The following is a 22412-nucleotide window of genomic DNA, read 5'->3' on the forward strand; positions in this document are numbered from 1 at the left end:
CATCTCCATATCAACAGAGGGAGCCTGCGGGCTCCCTCTTCATTCTTGTGGCTGCACTTCGCCCCTCTCCTCCTGTCAGCCGACCCACTTCCCTTGGATAGTGAGAATCGTGCTATCGGCTTCTCGCGATCAAACCCAATGAGCTAAAGCGCCCTCGGCCCGCCGCTTACACTCAATGAAATGAGTGAGGTGATCGTCATGAAATACTTATGGATTGTCATGATCTGGGTAATGGGTTCCCTGCCGGCCTGGAGTACCGACGCCGACAAGACAACGACCAAGGAGAATGAGGAAGAAGATCGCAGCGCCCTGATCTTCGCCAGCGAGGATCTGGCCAAACCCATGCTGGGGGATCTCGATGCCATGCTGGAACGACGCACCATCAGGGTGCTGACCACCTATAACAAGACCGGCTACTTCATCCACAAGGGGGTGCAACGGGGGATCACCTACGACGCCTTCATGCAGGTGGAGAAACGCTTCAACGAGCAGTTGCGCAAGGACAAGGCCATCAAGCGCCACCTCAAGCTGAACTTCGTCTTCATCCCGGTCGCCCGTGAGGCCCTGCTGACTTCACTGATCGCGGGCAAGGGCGACATCGCCGCCGCCAACCTCACCATCACGGACAAACGCAAGCAGCAGGGTGTCGAGTTCTCCGATCCCCTGATCGAGAACGTGCGCGAACTGCTCATCTCGGGGCCGGACTCCCCCAAGGTGGAGAGCGCCGCCGATCTCGGGGGCAAGAGCCTCTATGTCAGGCCCTCCTCCAGCTACTTCGAGAGCCTGGTCGCCTATAACCAGGCGCGCAAGGAGGCGGGCGAACCGCTCATCGACATCCAGCCGGCCTCGGAGGTGCTGGAGGATGAAGATCTGGTGGAGATGGTCAACGCGGGCTTGCTGCCCTTCATCGTCATGGATGAACACAAGGCCCGCTTCTGGCAGAAGATCTTCCCGGCTATCCAGATCCACGAAGAACCGGTGTTCCGCGACGGCGGCATCATCGCCTGGGCGGTGCGCAAGGAGAGCCCCCAGCTACTCGCCATGCTCAACGAGCAGATAGCCGCGCTGCGGGGCAAGTCGACGGGAGAAGCGCTCCTGGCCCGCTATCTCAAGCAGAACAAGTTCATCAAGAGCGCCGCCGCCGAGGCCGAGCGCAAGAAATTCCTGCAGGTGGTGGAGCTGTTTCGCCAGTATGGGGAGCGCTTCGACGTGGACTGGCTGCTGATCGCGGCCCAGGGCTATCAGGAGTCGGCGCTCAATCAGAAGGCGCGCAGCCGGGTCGGCGCCATCGGCATCATGCAGATCATGCCCGCCACCGGGAAGGGGCTGAAGGTGGGTGACATCCGCCAGCTCGAGCCGAATATCCACGGCGGCGTCAAATACATGCGCTGGATGATCGATCACTACTATGCGGACGAGCCCATGACCGCCCTCGACAAGGCCTTATTCTCGTTTGCCTCCTACAACGCCGGCCCCGCCCGGGTGGCACGGCTGCGTGCCGAGGCCAAGAAGCGGGGACTGGATCCCAACGTCTGGTTCCATAACGTCGAGTACGTGGCGGCGGAGAAGATAGGCCCCGAGACCGTGACCTATGTGGGCAACATCTACAAGTACTACATCGCCTACAAGCTGGTGATGGAGCAGGTCACCCTCAAGCAGAAAGCCACCGACGCCATCAAGCAGCAGGAAGCAGCGGGCAAGCCGGTCTCAGGGGCGGAGAAATCCTAGCCAGGACCCAGTGACGCAAGGCCGGGCTCTCCTCTGTTCAAGAGGAGAGCCCGGCTCCGTTAAGGATGGACAGCGGCTCGCGCCGAGCCGGTCAATGGCAGCAAGCAGACCAGTGCAGGCAGGAAGCGTCCTTGCAACCCGAGTCTCATGCCTCCTTGTCACCTCGCAGCAGATCCAGCAGCAGGCTGCCGTCGCGCAGGGCCTTGTGCACCTGCACCGAGGTGGGCTTGGTGGGGTCTTCGTAGAAGTGGGTGGACTCGATCTGCAGGCGCACCAGGTACTCGGCCGGCAGTTGGCTGGCAAGCGACTGATGCAGCATGGGGAACAGCAGCCGATCGGCGCGGGTGATCTCCCCCCCCAGCAGCAGCTTGCCCGGGTTGAGCAGGCAGATGAGGTTGGAGAGCACCCGGGAGAGGCGGCCGGCGGCCTGATGCAAGATGTCCTGGCACAGGCTGTTGCCCGCCAGCGCCAGCTCGCACAGCTCGCGGATATTGACGCTCGCCGGCAGATCGTGCTCCTGCATGCGCTCGCGCAGATCCCGGTATTGCGCCTCCAGCGCCTGATTGGTCACCAGGGTGCAGGCACAGCCAAAGCCGCCGCAATAGCAGCGCTGGCCGTAGGGCTCGAGCTGCAGATGGCTGAGATCGCCGAGCAGGGCCGACTCGCTCTCGATGAGCTGGCCGTTGACCACCATGCCGACCCCGATGTCGTTGTGCACGAACACCAGCACCGCATCGGCGCAGTTCTTGGCGGCGCCCCATTCGCGCTCGGCCTGGATCCAGGTGCGCACGTCGCCGCTCACCAGCACCGGCACCTCAAATGCCTGCTGCAGGGTGGGGCCAAGGGGCCAGTTGCGCAGATCGTAGAAGGGGAAGTGCTTCACCATGCCGGAGTGGCGCTCCACCTGCCCCGGCAGGCAGAGGGCGATGCAGGCCAGCCGCAGGGACTTCTTCGGCAGGAAACCGTCGATGGCCCGCACCAGGCTGGCCAGCAGATCGGCGCGCTCCGCCTCGCTGAACAGGTGGCGATGGCGCGCCAGGGAGCGGCCCGCCAGATCGAACAGGGCCATGTCCACATAGCCACGGCCGAGGCGCATGGAGAGAAACTGGAAGCGGCGCTCGTTGATGCGCAGCAGGGTCTGGCGCCGGCCACGGCCCACCGAGCTCTCACCACAGGTCACCACCAGGCCGCCATCGAGCAGCTCACGGGTGATCTTGGTGATGCTGGCCGGCGAGAGGCCAGTCAAACGGGACAGATCGGTACGGGACAGCTCCTTGTGCTCCTCCAGGCTGGCATAGACCAGGCCATAGTTGAGCTGACGGATCAAATCGATACTGCCTTTCACGATCTCATTCATAGGGTATGGGTTAACGAAAAGAGCGGATGCCCAGATTTTCCCACATTCTGCGCCGATCCCCAAATTTGCCGGCGGAAAATCCCCACCAGACGGCAAAAACGTGACGGCTAACGAGAGGGGGAGCCAGGCCGGCGCAATTTATCGCCCATGCCGACCAAGTCGCCCCGTGGCCGGGCGGTCAGGCTGGCGAACCGGCGTTGAGCGCTGGCCGAGCGGGGGCCCCTTTCGCTACAATCCCGTCCTCCTCACTCTTGACCCTATGAGCTGACTCATGAGCACCTGTCCCTGCGGTTCTTCCCTCTCACTCGCGCTGTGCTGCGGCCCACTCCATGACGGTCAGCCTGCCGCCAGCGCCGAGCAGCTGATGCGCTCGCGCTACAGCGCCTTCGTGCTGGGGCTCGGCGACTACCTGGTTCACAGCTGGCACCCTGATCACCTCGGCGGTCTGACGGCGGATCAGCTCTCCCACACCGACACCCGATGGGATGGGCTGGAGATCCTCGCCGCCCGGGGTGGCCCCGCGGACGACACCGGCATGGTGGAGTTCAAGGCCTGGTTCAAGGAGGAGGATGAGCGTCACTGCCTGCATGAGCGCTCCCGCTTCGTACGCCATCAGGGGCGCTGGGTCTACACCGACGGCGAGCAGGATCCCGTCCCCCTGCGGGTCGGTCGCAACGACCCCTGTCCCTGTGGCAGCGGCAAGAAGTTCAAGAAGTGCTGCGGCTGAAAACCTGGCCCGCGCGGCTGCGGGGTGGCCATCGCCTCCCCGCCGTCCATCAGGGGCGAGCCGCCATCTGCCCCTTCCCCTCTCTGCTCGGCTCTCTTCCTGCTCTGCCCCGTATTCCCCTTCCCGCTTTTCTCTTTTTTGAGGTGCCGGCCCTAGCCCCGCCCTGATCGGGATGTGACTATGGTCACAGTTCGCTCATCAACCTCACCATTAGTGAGCGTTTGCGAACATTAATTTGGCCCATATCAAACATTTTTGCCAAAGGAGGCGCCACACTGGCCCCATCTGGACGAGATGAGACGGGCAAGAATGAAAAGAATAACCACAGAGGTCGTCATCATAGGCGGCGGTGCCACCGGCGCCGGCATCATGCGCGACTGTGCGCTGCGCGGCATCGACTGCATCCTGCTGGAGCGGGATGACATCGCCGCCGGCACCACCGGCCGCAACCACGGTCTGCTCCACTCGGGCGCCCGCTACGCGGTGACGGATCCGGAATCTGCCCGCGAGTGCATTGCGGAGAACCGCATCCTCAAGCGGATCGCCAGCCACTGCGTCGAGGACACCGGCGGCCTCTTCGTCACCCTGCCGGAAGATGACATCCACTTTCAAACCACCTTCATGGCCGCCTGCGCCCAGGCGGGCATCGACACCCGCCAGCTGGATCCCCGCGAGGCGCTGCGCCTCGAACCCAACGCCAACCCGGCGATGATAGGCGCCATTCATGTGCCGGATGGTACCGTCGATCCCTTCCGCCTCGCCGCCGCCAACGTGCTGGATGCGAAGGAGCACGGCGCACGCATCTTCACCCACAGCAAGGTGCTGGGGCTGTTGCGTCAGCAGGACAGGGTCCATGGGGTCAGGGCCATCAACACCCGCACCGGCGAAGCGTTCGAGGTGGAGTGTCAGGAGGTGATCAACGCCGCCGGCATCTGGGGCCAGCAGATCTGCGAGTACGCGGATCTCGGCATCCGCATGTTCCCGGCCAAGGGCTCGCTGCTCATCATGGATTACCGCATCAACCAGCTGGTGCTCAACCGCGCCCGCAAGCCGGCGGATGCGGACATCCTGGTGCCGGGCGATACCATCTCCCTCATCGGCACCACCTCGAGCCGCATCGACTACCACAAGATTGACCAGCTCAGCGTGGATCCGCAGGAGGTGGAGGTACTGCTGCGCGAGGGGATCAAGCTCGCCCCCATCATGGCCCGCACCCGCTTGCTGCGCGCCTACGCCGGGGTGCGCCCGCTGGTGGCGGTGGACGGTGACGAGACCGGCCGCAACATCAGCCGCGGCATAGTGCTGCTGGATCACGGCGAGCGCGACGGCCTGCAGGGCTTCAACACCATCACCGGCGGCAAGCTGATGACCTACCGGCTGATGGCGGAGATGGCCACCGACCTCATCGCCAACAAGATCGGCAACAAGGCACCCTGTCGCACCGCCGAGCTCAGCCTGCCCGGCTCGCGGGAGCCGGAGAAGGTCTCTGCCCCCGGCCTGTCGGCCCCGGTCGAGGGCTCAGCCCAGTATCGCCACGGCGAGCGGGTCATCGCGTTTTTCCGCGACAACCCCAAGGCCAACGCCCTCATCTGCGAGTGCGAGATGGTGACCGCCGGCGAGATCGAATACGCCCTGCGCGAGCTGGACGTGGACAACCTGGTGGATCTGCGCCGCCGCACCCGCCTCGGCATGGGTCCCTGCCAGGGTGAGCTGTGCGCCTACCGCGCCGCCGGCCTGATGCAGGAGTACGGCAAGGCCGATGGCCGTGAGGCCTGCGTCATGCTGCGCCAGTTCCTGGAGGAGCGCTACAAGGGCACCCGCCCCGTGCTCTGGGGGGACGCCCTGCGAGAGGCGGAATTTACCTACTGGATCTACGAAGGGCTGTTTGGCCTGGGAGAGTGGACGGCCCCCCATCTGGTGGCCGAGCCCCCCTTCCCGCTCGACACGGCGGCCAAGAGTGCCAAAGGGGACGCTAGCCAGGCCTTATCGACTCAAGGAGAGCCATCATGAAATTCGACAGTATCGTTATCGGCGGCGGCATGGCGGGCCTGTCGGCGGCGCTGCGCCTGGCCGAAGCGGGTCAGAAGACGCTGCTGATGGCCTCCGGCCAGAGCGCCCTGCACTTCTCCTCAGGCTCCATCGATCTGCTGGAGAGCGACGGGGATCCCCGCGCCGCCCTGCCCGCCTTCCTGGCCGCACACCCCGAGCACCCCTACGGCAAGGTCGGGCTCGCCAACATAGAGGCCAGCCTCGCGGATCTGCAGCGCCACTGCGCGGAAGAGGGCCTGCCGCTGTTTCGCCAGGAGCGCAACCACCAAAGGCTGACTCCCATCGGCACCCTCAAGTCCACCTGGCTCTCGCCCGCGACCTGCGCCTGTCTGACCGATGCCCCGGCCCCCGCAGCCATCCTGCTGGCCACCCTGGCCGGCTTTCGCGACTTCCACCCGGCGCTGGCGGCGGCCAATCTCGCGGCCCAGCCACGTTTCGCCCATTGCCGCATCCTGACGGGCGAAATTCGCCTGCCCCAGCTGGCGGAGTTCAGCCGCAATCCCCACGAGTTTCGCTCCGCCGACATAGCCCGGCTGTTCGATAAACAGCAGCACGACCAGCAGGATCTGCTGGCGGATCTGGCCCGCGAGATCGGCCGCATGGTGCAGGAGTGTGGCGAACCGGGCTGCCGTCATATAGTGCTGCCCGCCTGTTTGTCGCTCGGCCTGGTCGGCCCGCGCCTGGCGGAGCTGGAGCAGCGCACCGGCTGCACCATACGGGAGGTCGCCACCATGCCGCCCTCCCTCATCGGCATGCGGATGCAGGAGGCACTCAAGCGTCGCTTCCAGAGCCTGGGCGGCACCTTCCTCACCAGCGAGCGGGTGCTGGGCGCCCGCTATGAGGGGGACAGAGTGATAGGCGTGCACAGCCAGAACGGCGACGATCAGCTGTTCGAGGCGGACCACTTCGTGCTCGCCTCCGGCAGTTTCTTCAGCCGCGGCCTGGAGTCCCGCCTCGGCGGCATTCGCGAGCCCATCTTCGACGCCGACGTGCTGAGCCTCCCCGAGCGCGACGCCTGGGCCGGCCGCCGCCTGTTCGACCATCACCCCTTCATGGGCTTCGGGGTCAAGACGGACGCGCAGTTGCGAGTGCTGCGCGGCGGCAAGCCCCTCGTCAACCTCTATGGCGCCGGCAGCGTGCTGGCCCATTACGACCCCGTGCGAGAGGGGTCAGGCTCCGGGGTCGCCGTCGCTACCGGCTGGCAGGCCGCCGGCCATATTCTGGAGGCAGCCCAATGACTGCCTCATTCCCAATCCCGAGCCTTCACCACCGACGGGAGGAGCACTGAGATGCTACTGGATCACGCCAATCAAACCTTCGATCAGTGCATCAAATGCACCGTCTGCACCGCCTACTGCCCGGTGGCCAAAGCCAACCCCGCCTACCCGGGCCCGAAACAGGCCGGTCCCGACGGGGAGCGGCTGCGCATCAAGAGCCCTGAGCTGTTCGACAGCGCCCTCAAGCACTGCACCAACTGCAAACGCTGTGAGGTGGCCTGCCCAAGCGGAGTGCGCATCGGCGACATCATCGCCAAGGCCAAGCACAAGTACAGCGGCTTCAAGCCGGGGATCCGCGAGTTCGTGCTCTCCCACACCGATCTGATGGGCGGCATGTCCACCCTGATGGCGCCCCTGGTCAACTTCACCACCGGCCTCAAGCCCATGAAGCTGGTGCTGGACAAGGCGCTCGGCGTCTCCTCCCACCGCGATCTGCCCAAGTACTCCCAGGGCACCTTCCGTGGCTGGTACAAGAAGCAGAAGGCCACCCAGGCCAGCTACAAGCGCCAGATAGCCTACTTCCACGGCTGCTACGTCAACTACAACCACCCGCAGCTCGGCAAGGAGCTGATGCAGGTGCTCAACGCCATGAACATAGGCATGCAACTGCTGGAGCGGGAGAAGTGCTGCGGCGTGCCGCTCATCGCCAACGGCTTCATGGACAAAGCCAAGCGCCAGGCCGCCTTCAACATCCAGCAGCTGGAGAACACCCTGCTCGGCAACGAGATGCCGCTGTTGGCCACCTCCTCCACCTGCGGCTTCACCCTGCGGGACGAATACCCCCACCTGCTGGAGCAGGACAACCACAAGGTGCGGGATCGCATCTCACTGGTGACCCGCTTCCTGTGGAACGAGTTCTACCGGGGCAACAAGCCGGCCATGAAGCCGCTCAATCTGCACATCGCCTATCACACCCCCTGCCACATGGAGAAGATGGGGGGCGTCATCTACACGCTCGAGCTGCTGCGGGCCATCCCTGGGGTCAAGGTGACGGTGCTGGAGTCCCAGTGCTGCGGCATCGCCGGCACCTACGGCTTCAAGTCGGAGAACTACCAGACCAGCCAGGCCATAGGCGAAGGGCTCTTCGATCAGATAAACCGCCTCAAGCCTGATCTCGTCATCACCGACTGCGAGACCTGCAAGTGGCAGATCGAAATGAGCACCGCCTTCCGTTGCGAGCATCCCATCCATCTGCTGGCGCAGGCGCTGGTATGAGGGTTGGCATGGCAACAAGCGAATCGAGATGAGCACGCCAATTTACCGCTGCGAACAACCCATCCATCTGCTGGCCCAGGCGCTGATATGAGGGCAGGTATGACAGGTTGTTTGGAGGCATAGGCAGAGAGATAACAAGACCAGCACGCCAAGACGTCGCCGTGCTGGTCTCACCGACTCGCGGGCCAGGTGCAGGCCCGACGAAAGAAGCATAACAACGCATCCACGCAGAAAAACAAAAGAGCCGGCAAGTGCCGGCTCTTTTCATACTCGCTGACGCATCAGGGATGCTGGATGATCAGGCTGTGGTTATCCAGCATGGACTGCAGGATGTCGTGGGAGGAGGAACCGCTCAGGTTCCAGCTATTGAGATCCACATCCTTCAGGGTGATCTGCTGGGTCACCTGGCCATCCCCCGCCGGTGAGACCGACAGGCTCACGTCGCTCAGCCCGCCACTGCCGGTGGCCACGCTGGCGGAGAGGTGATTGAGCAAGCCATCCACGCTGTTGTCGGTCACCCCTTGCAGCAGATCCGCCAGGTCGATCTTGTCCCCCTCTTCCGGGTGGAAGTCGGTGATGGTGTCGATGGCCGTGTGCCCCGTCGTCCCCTCATCACCACTGCCCCACACGAAGAGATCGCTGCCGGCGCCGCCGGTCAGGATATCGTTGCCATGGCCGCCCCTGAGCACGTCATCCCGCAGGCCGCCCAGAATCCGATCGTCGCCGCTGGAGCCAAACAGCCAGTCATTCTGATCCGAGCCCAGCAGATCGTGGCCGCTCTGGCTGTGGACCGTGACCGTATCCGGCGTCGAGCTGAGGGTCGAGCCACCCGCGCTCGACTCGGCGCTCAGGGTCAGGGCGTGATCCCCCATCGGCAGATCCTTGAGATAGATAGGCACGGACTGATCCATCGGCAGCAACCAGTCACCGTTGCTGTCGGCATGACCCACGCTCTGGCCATGCTCGTCCACCACCTGGGCACCGCCCAGATTCTGGATCCGCACCGAGAGCTCGCCGGTTGCCGGGTTGACCACGCTGGCACTCAGGTTGAGCGGCACCCAGGCCCCCTGCAGGGCGTGGATATCGTGGGTACCCAGGCTAAGCTGCGGATCGTCCGCCTCGGCGGTCACCTGAATGCCGACCTGGGTGCTGTCGGTCAGCGCCCCACCCGACCCACTGTTGCCCTGATCCGAGGTGGTAATGGTCAGGTTGTCCTGTCCCCAGAAGTCCTTGGCCGGCTCGTAATGCAGGCTGCCGTTGATCAGGCTGTTCAGATCGGTCAGTGAGCCCACCAGGGTGATCTCGCCGGTGCCCGCCCCCTGCACCGAGACGGCGCCCGCCGCCCCCAGCAGGGTCAGCACGCCGTGCTCGACCCGCAGCACCATGGAGAGCGGCGCACTGCCAGCGTCCACGTCCTTCACGCTGATGCCGGACAGGGACAGCGAACCATCCTCCTTCACCGACATGGCCGCCGGCGCCTGGTTGAGCGGCGCATCGTTGACCGGTTGCACCTCGATGGGCAGCACGTCGCTGTCGCCGAGGGCGCCACCGCTGCCGGTGTTGCCCAGATCGTCGGTGACCATGGTGAGCGCATCCTGGCCATTGAAGTCCTGCTCACCCTGATAGGTCACGCCACCCGCCAGCAGGGCGTTGATCTCCGCCTGAGAGCCGCTCAACACCAATGTGTCGCTACCGCTACCCGTCACCGTCACGCCGCTGCCCGCCGGCAACTCCAGGATGCCGTGCATGACCGACAAGGTCACCTTGATGGGGCTGCCGCCCGCATCCACGTCGTTCACCTGCAGTCCCTGGATGCGGAAAGGCGTGTCCTCCTGCGCTATCTGGGGTTCGGTGGGCAACAGGTTGACCGGGGCGTCGTTGACCGGTTGCACCTCGATGGGCAGCACGTCGCTGTCGCTCAGGGCGCCGCCGCTGCCGGTGTTGCCCAGATCGTTGGTGGTCATGGTCAGGGCATCGTCGCCATGGAAGTTGGCGCTGCCCTTATAGTCGATGCCGCCATTGAGCAGCGCATTGATCTGGGCCAGGGTGCCGTTGAGCACCAGGGAACCGCTGCCGTCGCCGCTCACCGCCACCCCGGCGGCATTGAGCACGGTCAGGGTGCCATGGTTCACCGAGAGGCGTACCTCTATGTTGCCGCTGCCCGCATCCACGTCCTTGACCTGCAAACCCTGGATGGTGAAGGGCTTGTCCTCCTGGGCCACCTGGGGATCGCTTGGCAGCAGGTTGATGGGCGCATCGTTGACCGCGCTCACCTCCACCTGGATGTTGCCATTGACCTCGGGGCCGAGGGCGCCGTTGTCCAGGCTCTGGGCCGTCACCTTGAGGTCCAGCACCCCGTTGGCATCCTTGGTCACCAGTTCGATGGCGTCCAGCTTGCCGCCATCCGTGGTGATCTGCCAGCGGCCGCCGCCGAGATCCACGACGCTGCCGTCCACCCCGCTGGGCAGACGGATCTCGGCGCCGTCGGGTACCCCTTCCAGGGTGACCCGCACCTGTTCGGGGCCATTCTCATGGACATTGCCGGCACTGCCGCCGGTGGCCTGGGTATCCCGGGTCTCCAGCCCCAGATTCAGGGTGATCACATCCCCCTCGGTGCCGCTTGCCTTGTCCTGCATGTCGGCGATGATGGCATCCCCCACCGGATTGACGGTGACGGTGAAGTCCCCGCTGGTCTCGAGGGGCACGGTGAGCCCCTTGTCCAGGGTGAAGACGCTCAGGCCGAGATCCAGGCTGCCACTGAAGTTCGCCGGCGGGATCAGGCTCAGCTTGGCGAAGTCGGTGCCGACAGGCACCTGCCATACGCCGCCGCCGTTGTTGACCGCGGGAGCCGACAGGGTGAAGCCATCCGGCACCCCCTTGATCTGCAACGCCACTATCTGCTCTGAGCCGTCGTTGTCGATCAGGCTGGCGCCGAAGCCGGCCAGGCTGACGCGGCCATCTTCGTTGCCGTTCACGTCGTGCACGCTGATATTGGCCGGATCATTGACCGGCTTGACCTCGAAGCCCACCTGGCCGCTCCAGCTGCCGCGATCCTCGCCTGTGGTGGCGGTGTCGAGGATATCGACCTTGATATCGAGGGGCACCTGGCCGCTGAAGTGCTCCCTGGGCACGAACACCAGATCCTTGAGCGCCGCCGGATCCTTCACCACCAGGCTGTTGGTCGGCTGGCCGTTGCCATCGAGGAAATGGCCGTACTTGGCATCGACGGTCACGGTGACCGACTCCACCGTCTCCAGACCACCGTCGGCCACCGAGGGGCTGATGTCCGCCAGCTTGACCGAGAGATCGAGGTGGATCTGGGTGTCTTCCAGGTTGTCAGGCTGGCCGTCGCCATTCACATCCTTGATCTGCAGTTGCAGCTCGGGCAGGCCATCGGTACCGCCGTTGATGTCGACCTCGGGGGTGATGGAGAGGGAAACCTCCTTCTCCACCACCTTGGTATCCCCGCTCACCGTGTCGGTGTTGACCAGCCTCACGTTGAAGTCCAGGTCGTTGCCGGCATAGTCCTCTGGCAAAGAGAGGGTCAGCTTGTCGAGGTCGTCCAGTCCGCCCGGCAGCTTGATGAGGTACTCGCCGTTGGCGAAGTCAAAGGTCAGCCCCTGCACGCTCACGCCCTGCGGCAAGCCGGTGATGACGATGCTGAGTTCGTCATCGCCGCCGTCTACCGAGCCCAGGGTCACCATGCTCTTGAGCTGGCTGCCGAAGTTGACGCCGTGATCCTCCACCCCTGTGATGGGGGCACTGTTGTCGAAATCGATATCGGCGGCCTTCTGATCCGGGGTGGTCACGGGACCGAAGTCGGCACTGGCATTGAGATCCTTGCGCACCGAGGCGCTGACGTCGCCGTCATCGCTGAGATCATGCACCAGGGCACTCACCTTGAACTCGACCTTGCCGGTAAAGCCATTGGGAGCATGCAGGGCATAGCTGCCCAGGGCACCATTGGGCACGGTCCAGTTGCCCTTGCCGTCGCTGATCCCCCCCACCACCACGAAACCGGGCGGCAGATCGCTGATGACCAGATAGTCGATGGTCTCGACGCTGCTCGGATCCAGATCCTGGAATTCAAACACCCCGCCCAGCGGGATATCGTGACCATCCGGGCTCTCCAGTGTCCCGCCGGTCTGCACCAGGTTGCCATCCGGCTCGACCACCGCCTGGATATCCACATGCAGCTGGCCGTCGATCACCTTATCGACCACCACGCTGGAATCCACGTCGTGCTGGGTCACGGTCACATGACTCTGGATATTGGTGTCCTTGTCACTGTCTTGTGGCGCCTTCACCAACAGCTTTCCGCCGTTAAGCAGGCTCTGCAGATCCACATCGCTCAGGTCGACGGCACCACCGTTCAGGTTGAGCTGATGGGTACCCTTGGCATCCGTTACCCAGATCTCATAGCCGGGTTCGATGCCGGAGAGACTGAGGTGGGTCACCTGCTCGGCGCCGTCGGTCAGATCTGGATGCCAGTCGAGCACGACAAACTGATCCTCCAGACCATGGCTGCTCTTGTCATAGTTGCCGGCATCGATCTCGGGCTCCACCTTGATGGTGAGCGGCACATCGAAGCCCTTGCTGTCGCCGTCGTTCTCGGTCACCACCACGTGGGCGATGAGGTGGATATCGGCGGTGCTGTTGGCCGGCGGCTGGATCTGCAGGTTCCCCAGATCCGATACATCGACCTGGTAGGTCGGCTTGCCTTGGGCGTCGAGCCCGGCGAAGGTCAGGGTGAGCTCCTTGCCACTGGCATCGAACACCTTGGCCCCCTCCGGCAAGCCTTCCAGCACCAGGTTGAGGCTCTCTGAGTTATCCAGCGGAGTATCTGTCTTCTCCCCCGATTCGAGCCTGAAGTCGAGCGGCGCCCGGCCATCCTCCTGGATGGTGGTCGTGTAACCATTGCCCTCGGCCGTCCAGCCGGTGGTGCCGAGATCGAAGTGAGGCTGATCCACCACCCCGATCAGGTCCACATGCAGGCTCTGGGAGCCGGTCTCCTTCTCATTGACGACGATATGGGTCTGGCCATTGGCATCGGTCAGGGTCGCCGAGTCTTTCACCACCCCCTTGATGGTGAGATCGAAGTCGATGTTGCTGTTCTTTGGCGGCTGCAGTTTGAGCTCGCCGATGCGATCGTAGGCCACCTCGTAGTAACCCTTGGCATCCTGCACCACCACCACGCCGCCGAGCAGCAGGGTGGCGCCGGCGGGCAGGCCTTCGATACGCACGAAGAGTTTCTCGGAGCCATCGCTCAGATCCCCGAGGTGGGCGAGCGAGATCTTGCTGCCCAGATCGAGTTGGCTGTCTTCCTTGCCCTGGATGTCGCGGATGCTGAGCTTGGCGTCATCCGCCTGCGGATTGACGTTGATCATCAGCTCGATGGGATCGCCGATCGCCTTGTCCTGGCCGCTGACAACCGGCGTCTTTTCGGTACTGACCGGCGTCACCGTGAGCTTGATGTCGCCGCTGTAATCCTTGTCGGGCACCACTGTGATCTTGTTGATGTCGCCCGCCTTGACGGTGTAAAGCCCATTGCTGCCGGGTTGGAGCACCTGACCGTTCAGGGTCAGGCTGCCATGACCGGACTCCCAGTGGATCTGGTAGCCAAGGGTCTCGGATCCATCGGTGTCAGTCAGCTCGGCCTTCACATTGAGCGCTATGCCATTGCCGTCTTCGTTGATGCTGTAGTGCTGATCGGTACTGCCAGAGACCCAGACCGGCTTGTCGGCTATGCCCTGCACCGTGATGGCGAGATCGCCGTTCACGGCGGGCGGCGGCGTCCCTTCGGTCACCCCGACCTGCACCTGCACCTGGAAGTGCAGCGGTTGCTTGTTGTTGCTCCAGCTCGACCAGTCATCCGCCGGCACGAAGCTGAGACCCGAGGTGCTGTAGTTGACCTTGTCCGTGGTCACCATGGCTTCGGGCGGCACGATAAACCACTTGCCATCGGCCGTGGTGGTGAGCGCCACCCCGTTGTAGTAGAAGGTGCCGTGAGCGTTGGCCGGGGCCTGGATCAGCAGCTGATCCACGTGCTCGCCCCGGTCGAAGTCGCCGATATCCAGGCTCATGTGGATGGCAATGCCCTGACTCGGATCCTGCGCTCCCTGATCCTCCTGGCCCGTCGCCCCGTCCACGGTGAAGCGCACCGCCTCATCCTGCAGGTTGAGGGTCAGGGTGCTCTTGGCGGTGTCGCCATCGCCATCGACGATCTGGGCGGTGATGCGCTGGCTGAGGCTGGCATCATCGTGATCAAATCCTGGCCTTGGAGTGAAGCTGTAGTTGCCATCCTGGCCTATGGTCAGCGACCCCATCACCTGCTTGCCGTCCGGGCTCATCACCTCCAGGGTCAGGCTGCCGTTGATGTCATGAACCTGACCGTTGACGGTGACCGAGGCCACCCTGGCACCATCCGCCCCCTCATTGGCCGGCGGCAACAGATCGCCGCTCACGACGCTGCCGGCCTCGCTCAGGTTGTGAGCCAGCTCGGTGCCGATGGGCATGTCATCCTGTACCGTCACCTCGACCGTCACATTGGGGCTGCGATCCCCATCAAAGTCGGTCACGAACAACGGCAACTCGATGCCAAGCTCGTCCTTGCCCTGGGCGTCATGATCGAGCTGACCCACCAGATGGAAGCTGTAGCTGCCGTTGACGTCGAGATGGACCCAGAACACCGGCTTGCCACCTTCGGCACTGGCCAGATACCAGCCCGGGCTATGGGCCGCCAGGGTGACCTCCTTGCCCCCCGAGGTGAGGTGGTTGGCCTGATTGAAGGCAGCCACGTCCAGCTCGAGGGTAGCCACCCTGTCCGAGCCGGCGCCGATGGTCACCTTGCCACCGGCAGCCTCCCCATTCTCGGCCGGCGTGGTGCCCGGATGCTGGGAACCGATCGCATCCAGATCCGCTTCTTCGACCCGAACGGAGTCGATGGCCGAGATCAGCGGATCGGCCGCATCGGTGATCACCACTGTGGTGTCGCCGGTGATCAGGGTACCGTCGCTGTCGGTGACCTGCAGCGGCAGGGACAGCTCAAGGTTGTCGCTCGCGCCGTGATCCAGGTTGGTGTGGACTGTGATGTCGTAGTCGAGGGTCGCCGAGCTGTGAGCTTCGATGCGACCCGGCACGCTCGGCAGGGTCACCGTCAGCACCAGGGTGCCGCTCGCGGTCAACCCCTGGAAGCTGTGGCCGTTGCTGCCCGGCACTTCCTGCCAGGTCAGGGGCTCCCCGTTGTGGGTGATGGGCTGGCCGCTGGCATCGACCACCTGACCGCTCAGGGTCAGCCGCACGTCCACCACGGGATCCGAGTCGGCGGTGATGGTCAGCTTGCCGGTGGCCTGTTGATCATCGCCAGTCGCGCCACTGGCGGCGCCATCGAAGCGCCCTTCACTTAAGTTAACCCCGGTCAGGGAGATGACCGGCTTGTCCCCTTCCCCGATGCTGACGTTGAGGGTGCCGGTGGTGCTGTCGTTGTTGCCCGCGCCCTTGTCGCTGTCGACGATGTTGAGCTTGAACGGCAGCTCTGTGCTGCTGCCATTGGCCTGGTGCACCCCTTCAAACAGGGTCACCTTGTAATCGAAGTCGTTGCTGGCGGCGCCCTTGAGGTCGCCGCTGATCTCGACCTCCAGCACCTCGACCCGCTGGCCATTGACCTCGACGTAGCCTTTGAGGATCTGGTTACCAGAGATGCTGGCGTCGCCATCGACCAGCTCGTACTTGACCTGCTGCCCCAGCGCGGTCAACGCCGGTTGCTCCGCGACATCGGCAAACGACACCTCGCTCACCCTATCCGAGCCGGCATTCACGCTGAAGTGGCCGGTGCCGGTCAGGGCATTGCTGCCATCGAGGTTGCCCTCATCCAGGCTTACCCCGCTGCCCGCCACGAAGCCGGGCGCATTGCCATCCTTGATGACCAGCGGCAAGGTGGTGGACGCGCTGTCCCCGTCCTTGTCGGTCAGGGTCACGTTGAGTGGCAGATCGAGGGATTCGTTGCCCTGATGATCCAACTCACCACTCAGGGTCACCTTGGCCGTGACGCTCCAGTTGCCGTTGTTATCCACCAGATCCAGCTCGGCGCGCAGCACCTCGCGGCCGTCGGCGCTGGTGCCCACCAGGGAGCCATCGGCATCCAGGCTGAAGGTGATCGGGCTGCCGTGGCTGCTGAACTTGCCATCCAGGCTCTGCTGGATGGCGCCGAGGTCGAACCTGAGGCTGTCGGGCGCCAGGGCATCGGAGCCGTGGCTCACGGTGAAGCTCATGTTGCCCACCACGGCGCCATCGCCCTGGTTGGCCTCAGTCAGGCTGGTGCCGGTCACGGCGCTGATCACCGGGTTGGCGCCATCGCCGACAGACACGCTCAGGGAGGAGGAGACCTTGTCGCCGTCGCTGTCGGTCAGGGTGAAGCCCGCCAAAAGCCGACTATCGGCACTGCCCTGATCCAGCGGCTGGTTGAGGGTGAAGACGTAGTGGCCTTGTTGATCCAGGCTCAGGGTAAAGACGTTCTGGCCGTTGACGCTGCCGCTGATGCTGTTGCCGCTGACGCTGATCTGAACCGGCTGGCCGCCGCTGGTGAGCCCCTGCAGGCCCGGCTGGCTGGCGTCGAAGCTGATATTGGCGAGCGGATCGGTGCCGGCTGTGATGTTGAGGGAGCCGGTCAGGGTCTGACCCGCACTCCAGTCGCCGTCTTCCACCAGGTTCAGTGAGACCGCATCCACGCCCGGCAGGGCGCCGTCGGTGATGGCGATATTCAAGGTGCCGAGGTTGCTCTGATCACCGTCAAAATCGGTGCCCTGCACCTGCAGCCCCAGGTTGACGCTGTTGGTATTGACCGGTTGATCCAGCACGCCATCAAGCTGCACATGGTACTTGCCATCCAGATCCAGGGTCACGGTCAAGACTGTCTTGCCGCCGGCATCCAGCAGGGTGATCTGGTTGCCATTGACCTGATAAGTGGTCGGTTTGCCGCCGCTGGTCAAATCGTCCAGACCAGGCTGATTGGCCTCGAAGTTCAGGGACACCAGGCGATCGCTGCCGACATGGACCGGCAGCTGACCGTCCAGGCTCTGGCTGGCCCCGCCCTCCTGCAGGCTGATGCCGGCGTCGATGCCGAGGCTGGGATCGGCCGCATCCTTGATCACGACGGTGGATTCGCCGTTGATCAGGGTGCCGTCGCTGTCGGTTACCTGCAGCGGCAGGGTCAGGTTGAGGTTGTCGCTCGCGCCGTGATCCAGGTTGGTGTGGACTGTGACGTCGTAGTCGAGGGTCGCCGAGTTGTGGGCTTCGATGCGACCCGGCACGCTCGGCAGGGTCACCGTCAGCACCAGGGTGCCGCTGGCGGTCAACCCCTGGAAGCTGTGGCCGTTGCTGCCCGGCACTTCCTGCCAGGTCAGAGTCTCACCGTTGTGGGTGATGGGCTGGCCGCTGGCATCGACCACCTGACCGCTCAGGGTCAGCCGCACGTCCACCACGGGATCCGAGTCGGCGGTGATGGTCAGGGTGCCGGTGGCCTGTTGATCGTCGCCGGTCGCGCCGCTGGCGGCGCCATCGAAGCGACCTTCATTCAGGGTCACCCCGGTCAGAGAGATGACGGGCTTGTTCCCCTCGCCGATGCTGACGTTGAGGGTGCCTGTGGTGCTGTCGTTGTTGCCAGCGCCCTTGTCGCTGTCGACGATATTGAGCTTGAACGGCAGCTCTGTCGTGCTGCTGCCATTGGCCTGGTGCACCCCTTCAAACAGGGTCACCTTGTAGTCGAAGTCATTGCTGGCGGCGCCCTTGAGGTCGCCGCTGATCTCGACCTGCAGCACTTCAATGCGCTGGCCGTTGACCTCGACGTAGCCTTTGAGGATCTGGTTACCGGGGATGCTGGGGTCGCCATCGACCAGCTCGTACTTGACCTGCTGCCCCAGCGCGGTCAACGCCGGTTGCTGTGCGACCTCGGCAAACGACACCTCGCTCACCCGATCCGAGCCTGCGTTGACGCTGAAGTGGCCGGTGCCGGTCAGGGTGTTGCTGCCATCGAGGTTGCCCTCATCGAGGCTCACCCCGCTGCCCGCCACGAAGCCGGGGGCATTGCCATCCTTGATGACCAGCGGCAAGGTGGTGGACGCGCTGTCCCCGTCCTTGTCGGTCAGGGTCACGCTGAGCGGCAGATCGAGGGATTCGTTGCCCTGATGATCCAACTCGCCACTCAGGGTCACCTTGGCCGTGACGCTCCAGTTGCCGTTGTTATCCGCCAGATCCAGCTCGGCGCGCAGCACCTCGCGGCCGTCGGCGCTGGTGCCCACCAGGGAGCCATCGGCATGCAGGCTGAAGGTGATCGGGCTGCCGTGGCTGCTGAACTTGCCATCCAGGCTCTGCTGGATGGCGCCGAGGTCGAACTTGAGGCTGTCGGGCGCCAGGGCATCGGAGCCGTGGCTCACGGTGAAGCTCATGTTGCCCACCACGGCGCCATCGCCCTGGTTGGCCTCAGTCAGGCTGGTGCCGGTCACGGCGCTGATCACCGGGTTGGCGCCATCGCCGACAGACACGCTCAGGGAAGAGGAGACCTTGTCACCATCCGAATCGGTGAGGGTGAAGCCCGCCAAAAGCCGACTGTCGGCACTGCCCTGATCCAGCGGCTGGTTGAGGGTGAAGACGTAGTGGCCTTGTTGATCCAGGGTCAGGGTGAAGACATTCTGGCCGTTGACGCTGCCGCTGATGCTGTTGCCGCTGACGCTGATCAGCACAGGCGCACCGCCGCTGGTGAGCCCCTGCAGGCCCGGCTGGCTGGCGTCGAAGCTGATATTGGCGAGCGGATCGGTGCCGGCTGTGATGTTGAGGGAGCCGGTCAGGGTCTGACCCGCACTCCAATCGCCGTCTTCCACCAGGTTCAGGGAGACGGCATCCACGCTCGGCAGGGCGCCGTCGGTGATGGCGATATTCAGGGTGCCGAGGTTGCTCTGATCACCGTCGAAGTCGGTGCCCTGCACCTGCAGCCCCAGGTTGACGCTGTCGGTATTGACCGGTTGATCCAGCACCCCGTCGAGGGTGAGATGGTATTTACCATCCAGATCCAGGGTGACGGTCAAGATGGTCTTGCCGCCGGCATCCAGCAGGGTGATCTGATTGCCGTTCACCTGATAAGTGGTCGGTTTGCCGCCGCTGGTCAGATCGTCCAGACCGGGCTGGCTCGCCTCGAAGTTCAGGGAGACCAGACGATCGCTGCCGACATGGACCGGCAGCTGACCGTCCAGGCTCTGGCTGGCCCCGCCCTCCTGCAGGCTGATGCCAGCGTCGAGGCCGAGGCTGGGATCTATGCCGTCATCTATGGTCACGACGAGATCGGCGCGGGTCTCGTCGCCGTCAATCTCCTTGGCACAGACGGAGAGCCCCAGAGAGAGCTGGTCGCTGCCCTGATGATCGAGCGGGCCAGTGAGGGAGACGGTGACCTTCCCCTCGATGTCGCTGCCCGACTGGCTGGCGCTCAGCTCGGCCTTCAATACGTCGACCCGGTTGCCGTTGGCATCCAGGTAATAACCGGTCAGCAGGCGATCGCCGCTGAATTCGAAGCTGAGCGCATGACCGTCGCTACGCAGATCACTGCCATTGAGGCGCGCCAGGGTGCCCGCCTGATCGGCGAAGGCGACGGAGTCCGCCAGCAGGGGATCGGCCTGATGGCTGACCACAAACTGGCTCTGCCCGACCACGGCCCCCTGATCGGTGAAGGCATCCTCGGTCAGGGTGATGGGCGCCAGCGTGAAGTCGGGCGGGGTGCTGTCCACCAGCTTGATATCGAGGTTGGCATTGACCAGGTCCCCGTCGCTGTCGCGATACTCCAGCGAGAACGGCAGGCTCAGGCTGTCCTGGCCGTGATCCAGACTCTGGTTCCAGACGATGCGGTAGCTGCCGTCATTGGCCAGGGTCAGGGTGAATACGGTCGCGCCGCCGGCGGTGGCGGTGAGGGTCTGGCCGCTTAGCTGATAGCTCAGGGCCGAGCCCTGGCTGGTGAGGCCCAGATCCTGGAGCGCGCCTTGATCGGCGGCGAAGCCCACCTGCAGATTGCCATCCATGCCGGCGCCGGTATGCAGGGAGCCGGTGGCGCTGACGGGGCCGTCGGCCAGGTCGGCCTCAGACAGGGTCAGGGTGTCGCTCTGACCGATCAGCGGGGCACCGTCGATCACCCGGTTGCCCGCGAGATCGGTCACCTCGGCCCGCACCTCATAGGGGCCTGAGAGGCTGGAGAGATCCAGCCCGTTCAGCTGCCAGCGACCGTCGCTGCCCACCAGGGCAGCGCCGCTGTAGAGCGTCTGGCCGTTCTGGCCAATCAGGGTGATGGTGACGCTCTGGCCCGCCTCCACCTGGGTGGTGCTGCCGCTCAGGGTGACGTTGTCGTGGCCCAGGATGTTCTGGGTGTCGAGATCGTCGATGTCGATACCGGCCCGGGTATCGACGGTCACGGTCAGGATGTCGCTGGCCCGGTTGCCCGCGATGTCGACCGAGTCGACGCGAAAATCATAGGCACCGTCGGCCATGTCACTGGGGATCTGATATTGCCAGTTGCCGTTGCCATCGACGGTGAGCACGGTCAGCACCTTGCCCCCCAGGCTCAGGGTGACGGTGGCGCCGGGCTCCCCCTTGCCTTGCAGCAGCGGGGTGGTGTCGCGGGTCAGGTCGTCCACCTGGCTGGCGCCGGTGTCGCTCTCGTCGCTCAGGTCGAGGGTGATGGTGGTGATGGTGTCGAGCAGGGTCTGGCCGAGATCGCTGGCCCGGTTGCCTGCCGCATCCTGGGTATCGGCCTGGATGCTGAGGGGGCCGTCCACCAGCTTGCCGGTGACGTCACCGAAATCGGCCTCCCAGACGAAACCGGGCAGCACCACAGTGGTGGTGGTGAGGCGATTGCCATCCTGATCGATCAGGGTAACGGTGACGGTCTGGCCCACCTCGACGTCTTCGACGGTGCCGCGGATGATGACCCCGGTGGCCTCGTCGGCATTGATGATGTTGTCGAGGGTCTGGGGTTCGGTGATGGTGATCTCGGCGACCTGATCCTGATCTTCCACGTAAGGATCGTCATTGCCCTGGGGCAGGCGCTGGTGGTCGGTATCAAACCCGGCCTCGGCCAGGGTGGCATCGTTGGCTCTGTCCACCACCACGAAGCCGCCGGCACTGGAGCCGACGACACCGCCACCGGTGGCGGCGGCAGCGTTGCCGGCCGCGGTCTCTTCAAACACCGCGGTCGGGTCGGCCCCCTGGCGGATGGCCTCCTGCAGGCTGGCCAGCTCGGGATCCACCGCGGCGGTCTGCGCCCCCGGTACCGGGTCGGGTTGAGCGGGTTCATGAGTCTCGCCGGCGGGATCGGCCAGCTCGAATCGCCCATCGGATTCGGCGAGCAGACGCTCGCCAGGCTGCAACTGCATCCCCAGGGTGGCACGGCGCGTGGAGCCATCGGCATCCATGACAAGCACGGTGCCCTCCAGTTGCGTGATAAGGGTCGGTTTCTCGATTCGCAGCTCAGCCATATATCCTCCAACTCATGAACACGGACTCTTTCGTATTCATACGAAGGAATGCGTGGTAAATAGACGGCTATTTTACCGTCTCGAGCCGCAGAGATCCCTTCGACATTTTCGAAAATATCGAAAGAAAACCCCCTCTAACGTCCTATTTAATTCAGCAAAACGTTCGCGTCAGCGCAAAATAACCCTGGAGTGATTAATTTAGCCGCTATTGGCACCGAACATGGCTCTCTTGGCACCCATTTATACGACAACTACTGACATCGAGCTCATTCGGAGATGGTTCTCCATTATTTCAACAGCCTGACTGGAGCCCCTGCCAAGCGGCATGGAAAGTGAATTTAAATTCAAACAGGCCTGACGATTCAGAGAGGCGAACACAGCCCGCACGCCCCTGGCCTCCATCGGCAGCGCCTGCGTCCCTCCTCTACCTGCGCTTTTCTCATTGCGGCGCGACATTCGGCACTAAAGCCTCAATACAGTTAAAGAATTAAACCTGGATCTCATTTCTGGCATTTGCCTGCATCGGCAATTGATCTAGCGCAAAGGCGCCG

Annotated in this window: 7 protein-coding genes; 5 read left to right on the forward strand and 2 right to left on the reverse strand. The window is 64.0% G+C overall.

Annotated elements, in window-relative coordinates; translation table 11 throughout:
- Positions 1-342: 342 nt before the first annotated feature.
- Positions 343-1728, forward strand: coding sequence for a transglycosylase SLT domain-containing protein (locus AACW18_RS12710; RefSeq protein ID WP_371317035.1), 1386 nt, complete (start codon positions 343-345; stop codon positions 1726-1728).
- Between the two features lie 145 nt (positions 1729-1873).
- Here AACW18_RS12710 and AACW18_RS12715 read toward each other — a convergent pair whose 3' ends face one another.
- A complete protein-coding gene (locus tag AACW18_RS12715) occupies positions 1874-3085 on the reverse strand; it encodes an ROK family transcriptional regulator (RefSeq protein WP_042652310.1) in 1212 nt (403 codons plus the stop codon).
- 271 nt (positions 3086-3356) lie between these two features.
- Between AACW18_RS12715 and AACW18_RS12720 the strand changes: the two genes are divergently transcribed.
- From AACW18_RS12720 to glpC, 4 genes are all read left to right on the forward strand, one after another.
- The gene (locus AACW18_RS12720; protein ID WP_218388866.1) at positions 3357-3812 is read left to right on the forward strand and encodes a YchJ family protein; all 456 of its coding nucleotides are present in this window, start codon (positions 3357-3359) and stop codon (positions 3810-3812) included.
- A 309-nt stretch (positions 3813-4121) separates the two neighbouring features.
- A complete protein-coding gene (glpA, locus tag AACW18_RS12725; RefSeq protein ID WP_218388867.1) occupies positions 4122-5822 on the forward strand; it encodes an anaerobic glycerol-3-phosphate dehydrogenase subunit A in 1701 nt (566 codons plus the stop codon).
- Positions 5819-7099, forward strand: coding sequence for a glycerol-3-phosphate dehydrogenase subunit GlpB (gene glpB, locus AACW18_RS12730; RefSeq protein ID WP_218388868.1), 1281 nt, complete (start codon positions 5819-5821; stop codon positions 7097-7099). Before glpA ends, glpB begins: the two co-directional genes overlap by 4 nt.
- A 51-nt stretch (positions 7100-7150) precedes the next feature.
- Entirely contained in the window at positions 7151-8353 is a 1203-nt protein-coding gene (glpC, locus tag AACW18_RS12735; protein WP_218388869.1) for an anaerobic glycerol-3-phosphate dehydrogenase subunit GlpC, read from the forward strand.
- Between the two features lie 281 nt (positions 8354-8634).
- On the opposite strand, the gene AACW18_RS12740 is transcribed toward glpC, so the two are convergent.
- Complete coding sequence (locus AACW18_RS12740) at positions 8635-21861, reverse strand: retention module-containing protein (protein ID WP_218388870.1); 13227 nt, start codon at positions 21859-21861, stop codon at positions 8635-8637.
- Positions 21862-22412 lie beyond the last annotated feature (551 nt).

This window comes from Aeromonas sp. sia0103 (assembly GCF_963895295.1).
GTDB classification, from domain to species: Bacteria; Pseudomonadota; Gammaproteobacteria; order Enterobacterales; family Aeromonadaceae; genus Aeromonas; species Aeromonas encheleia.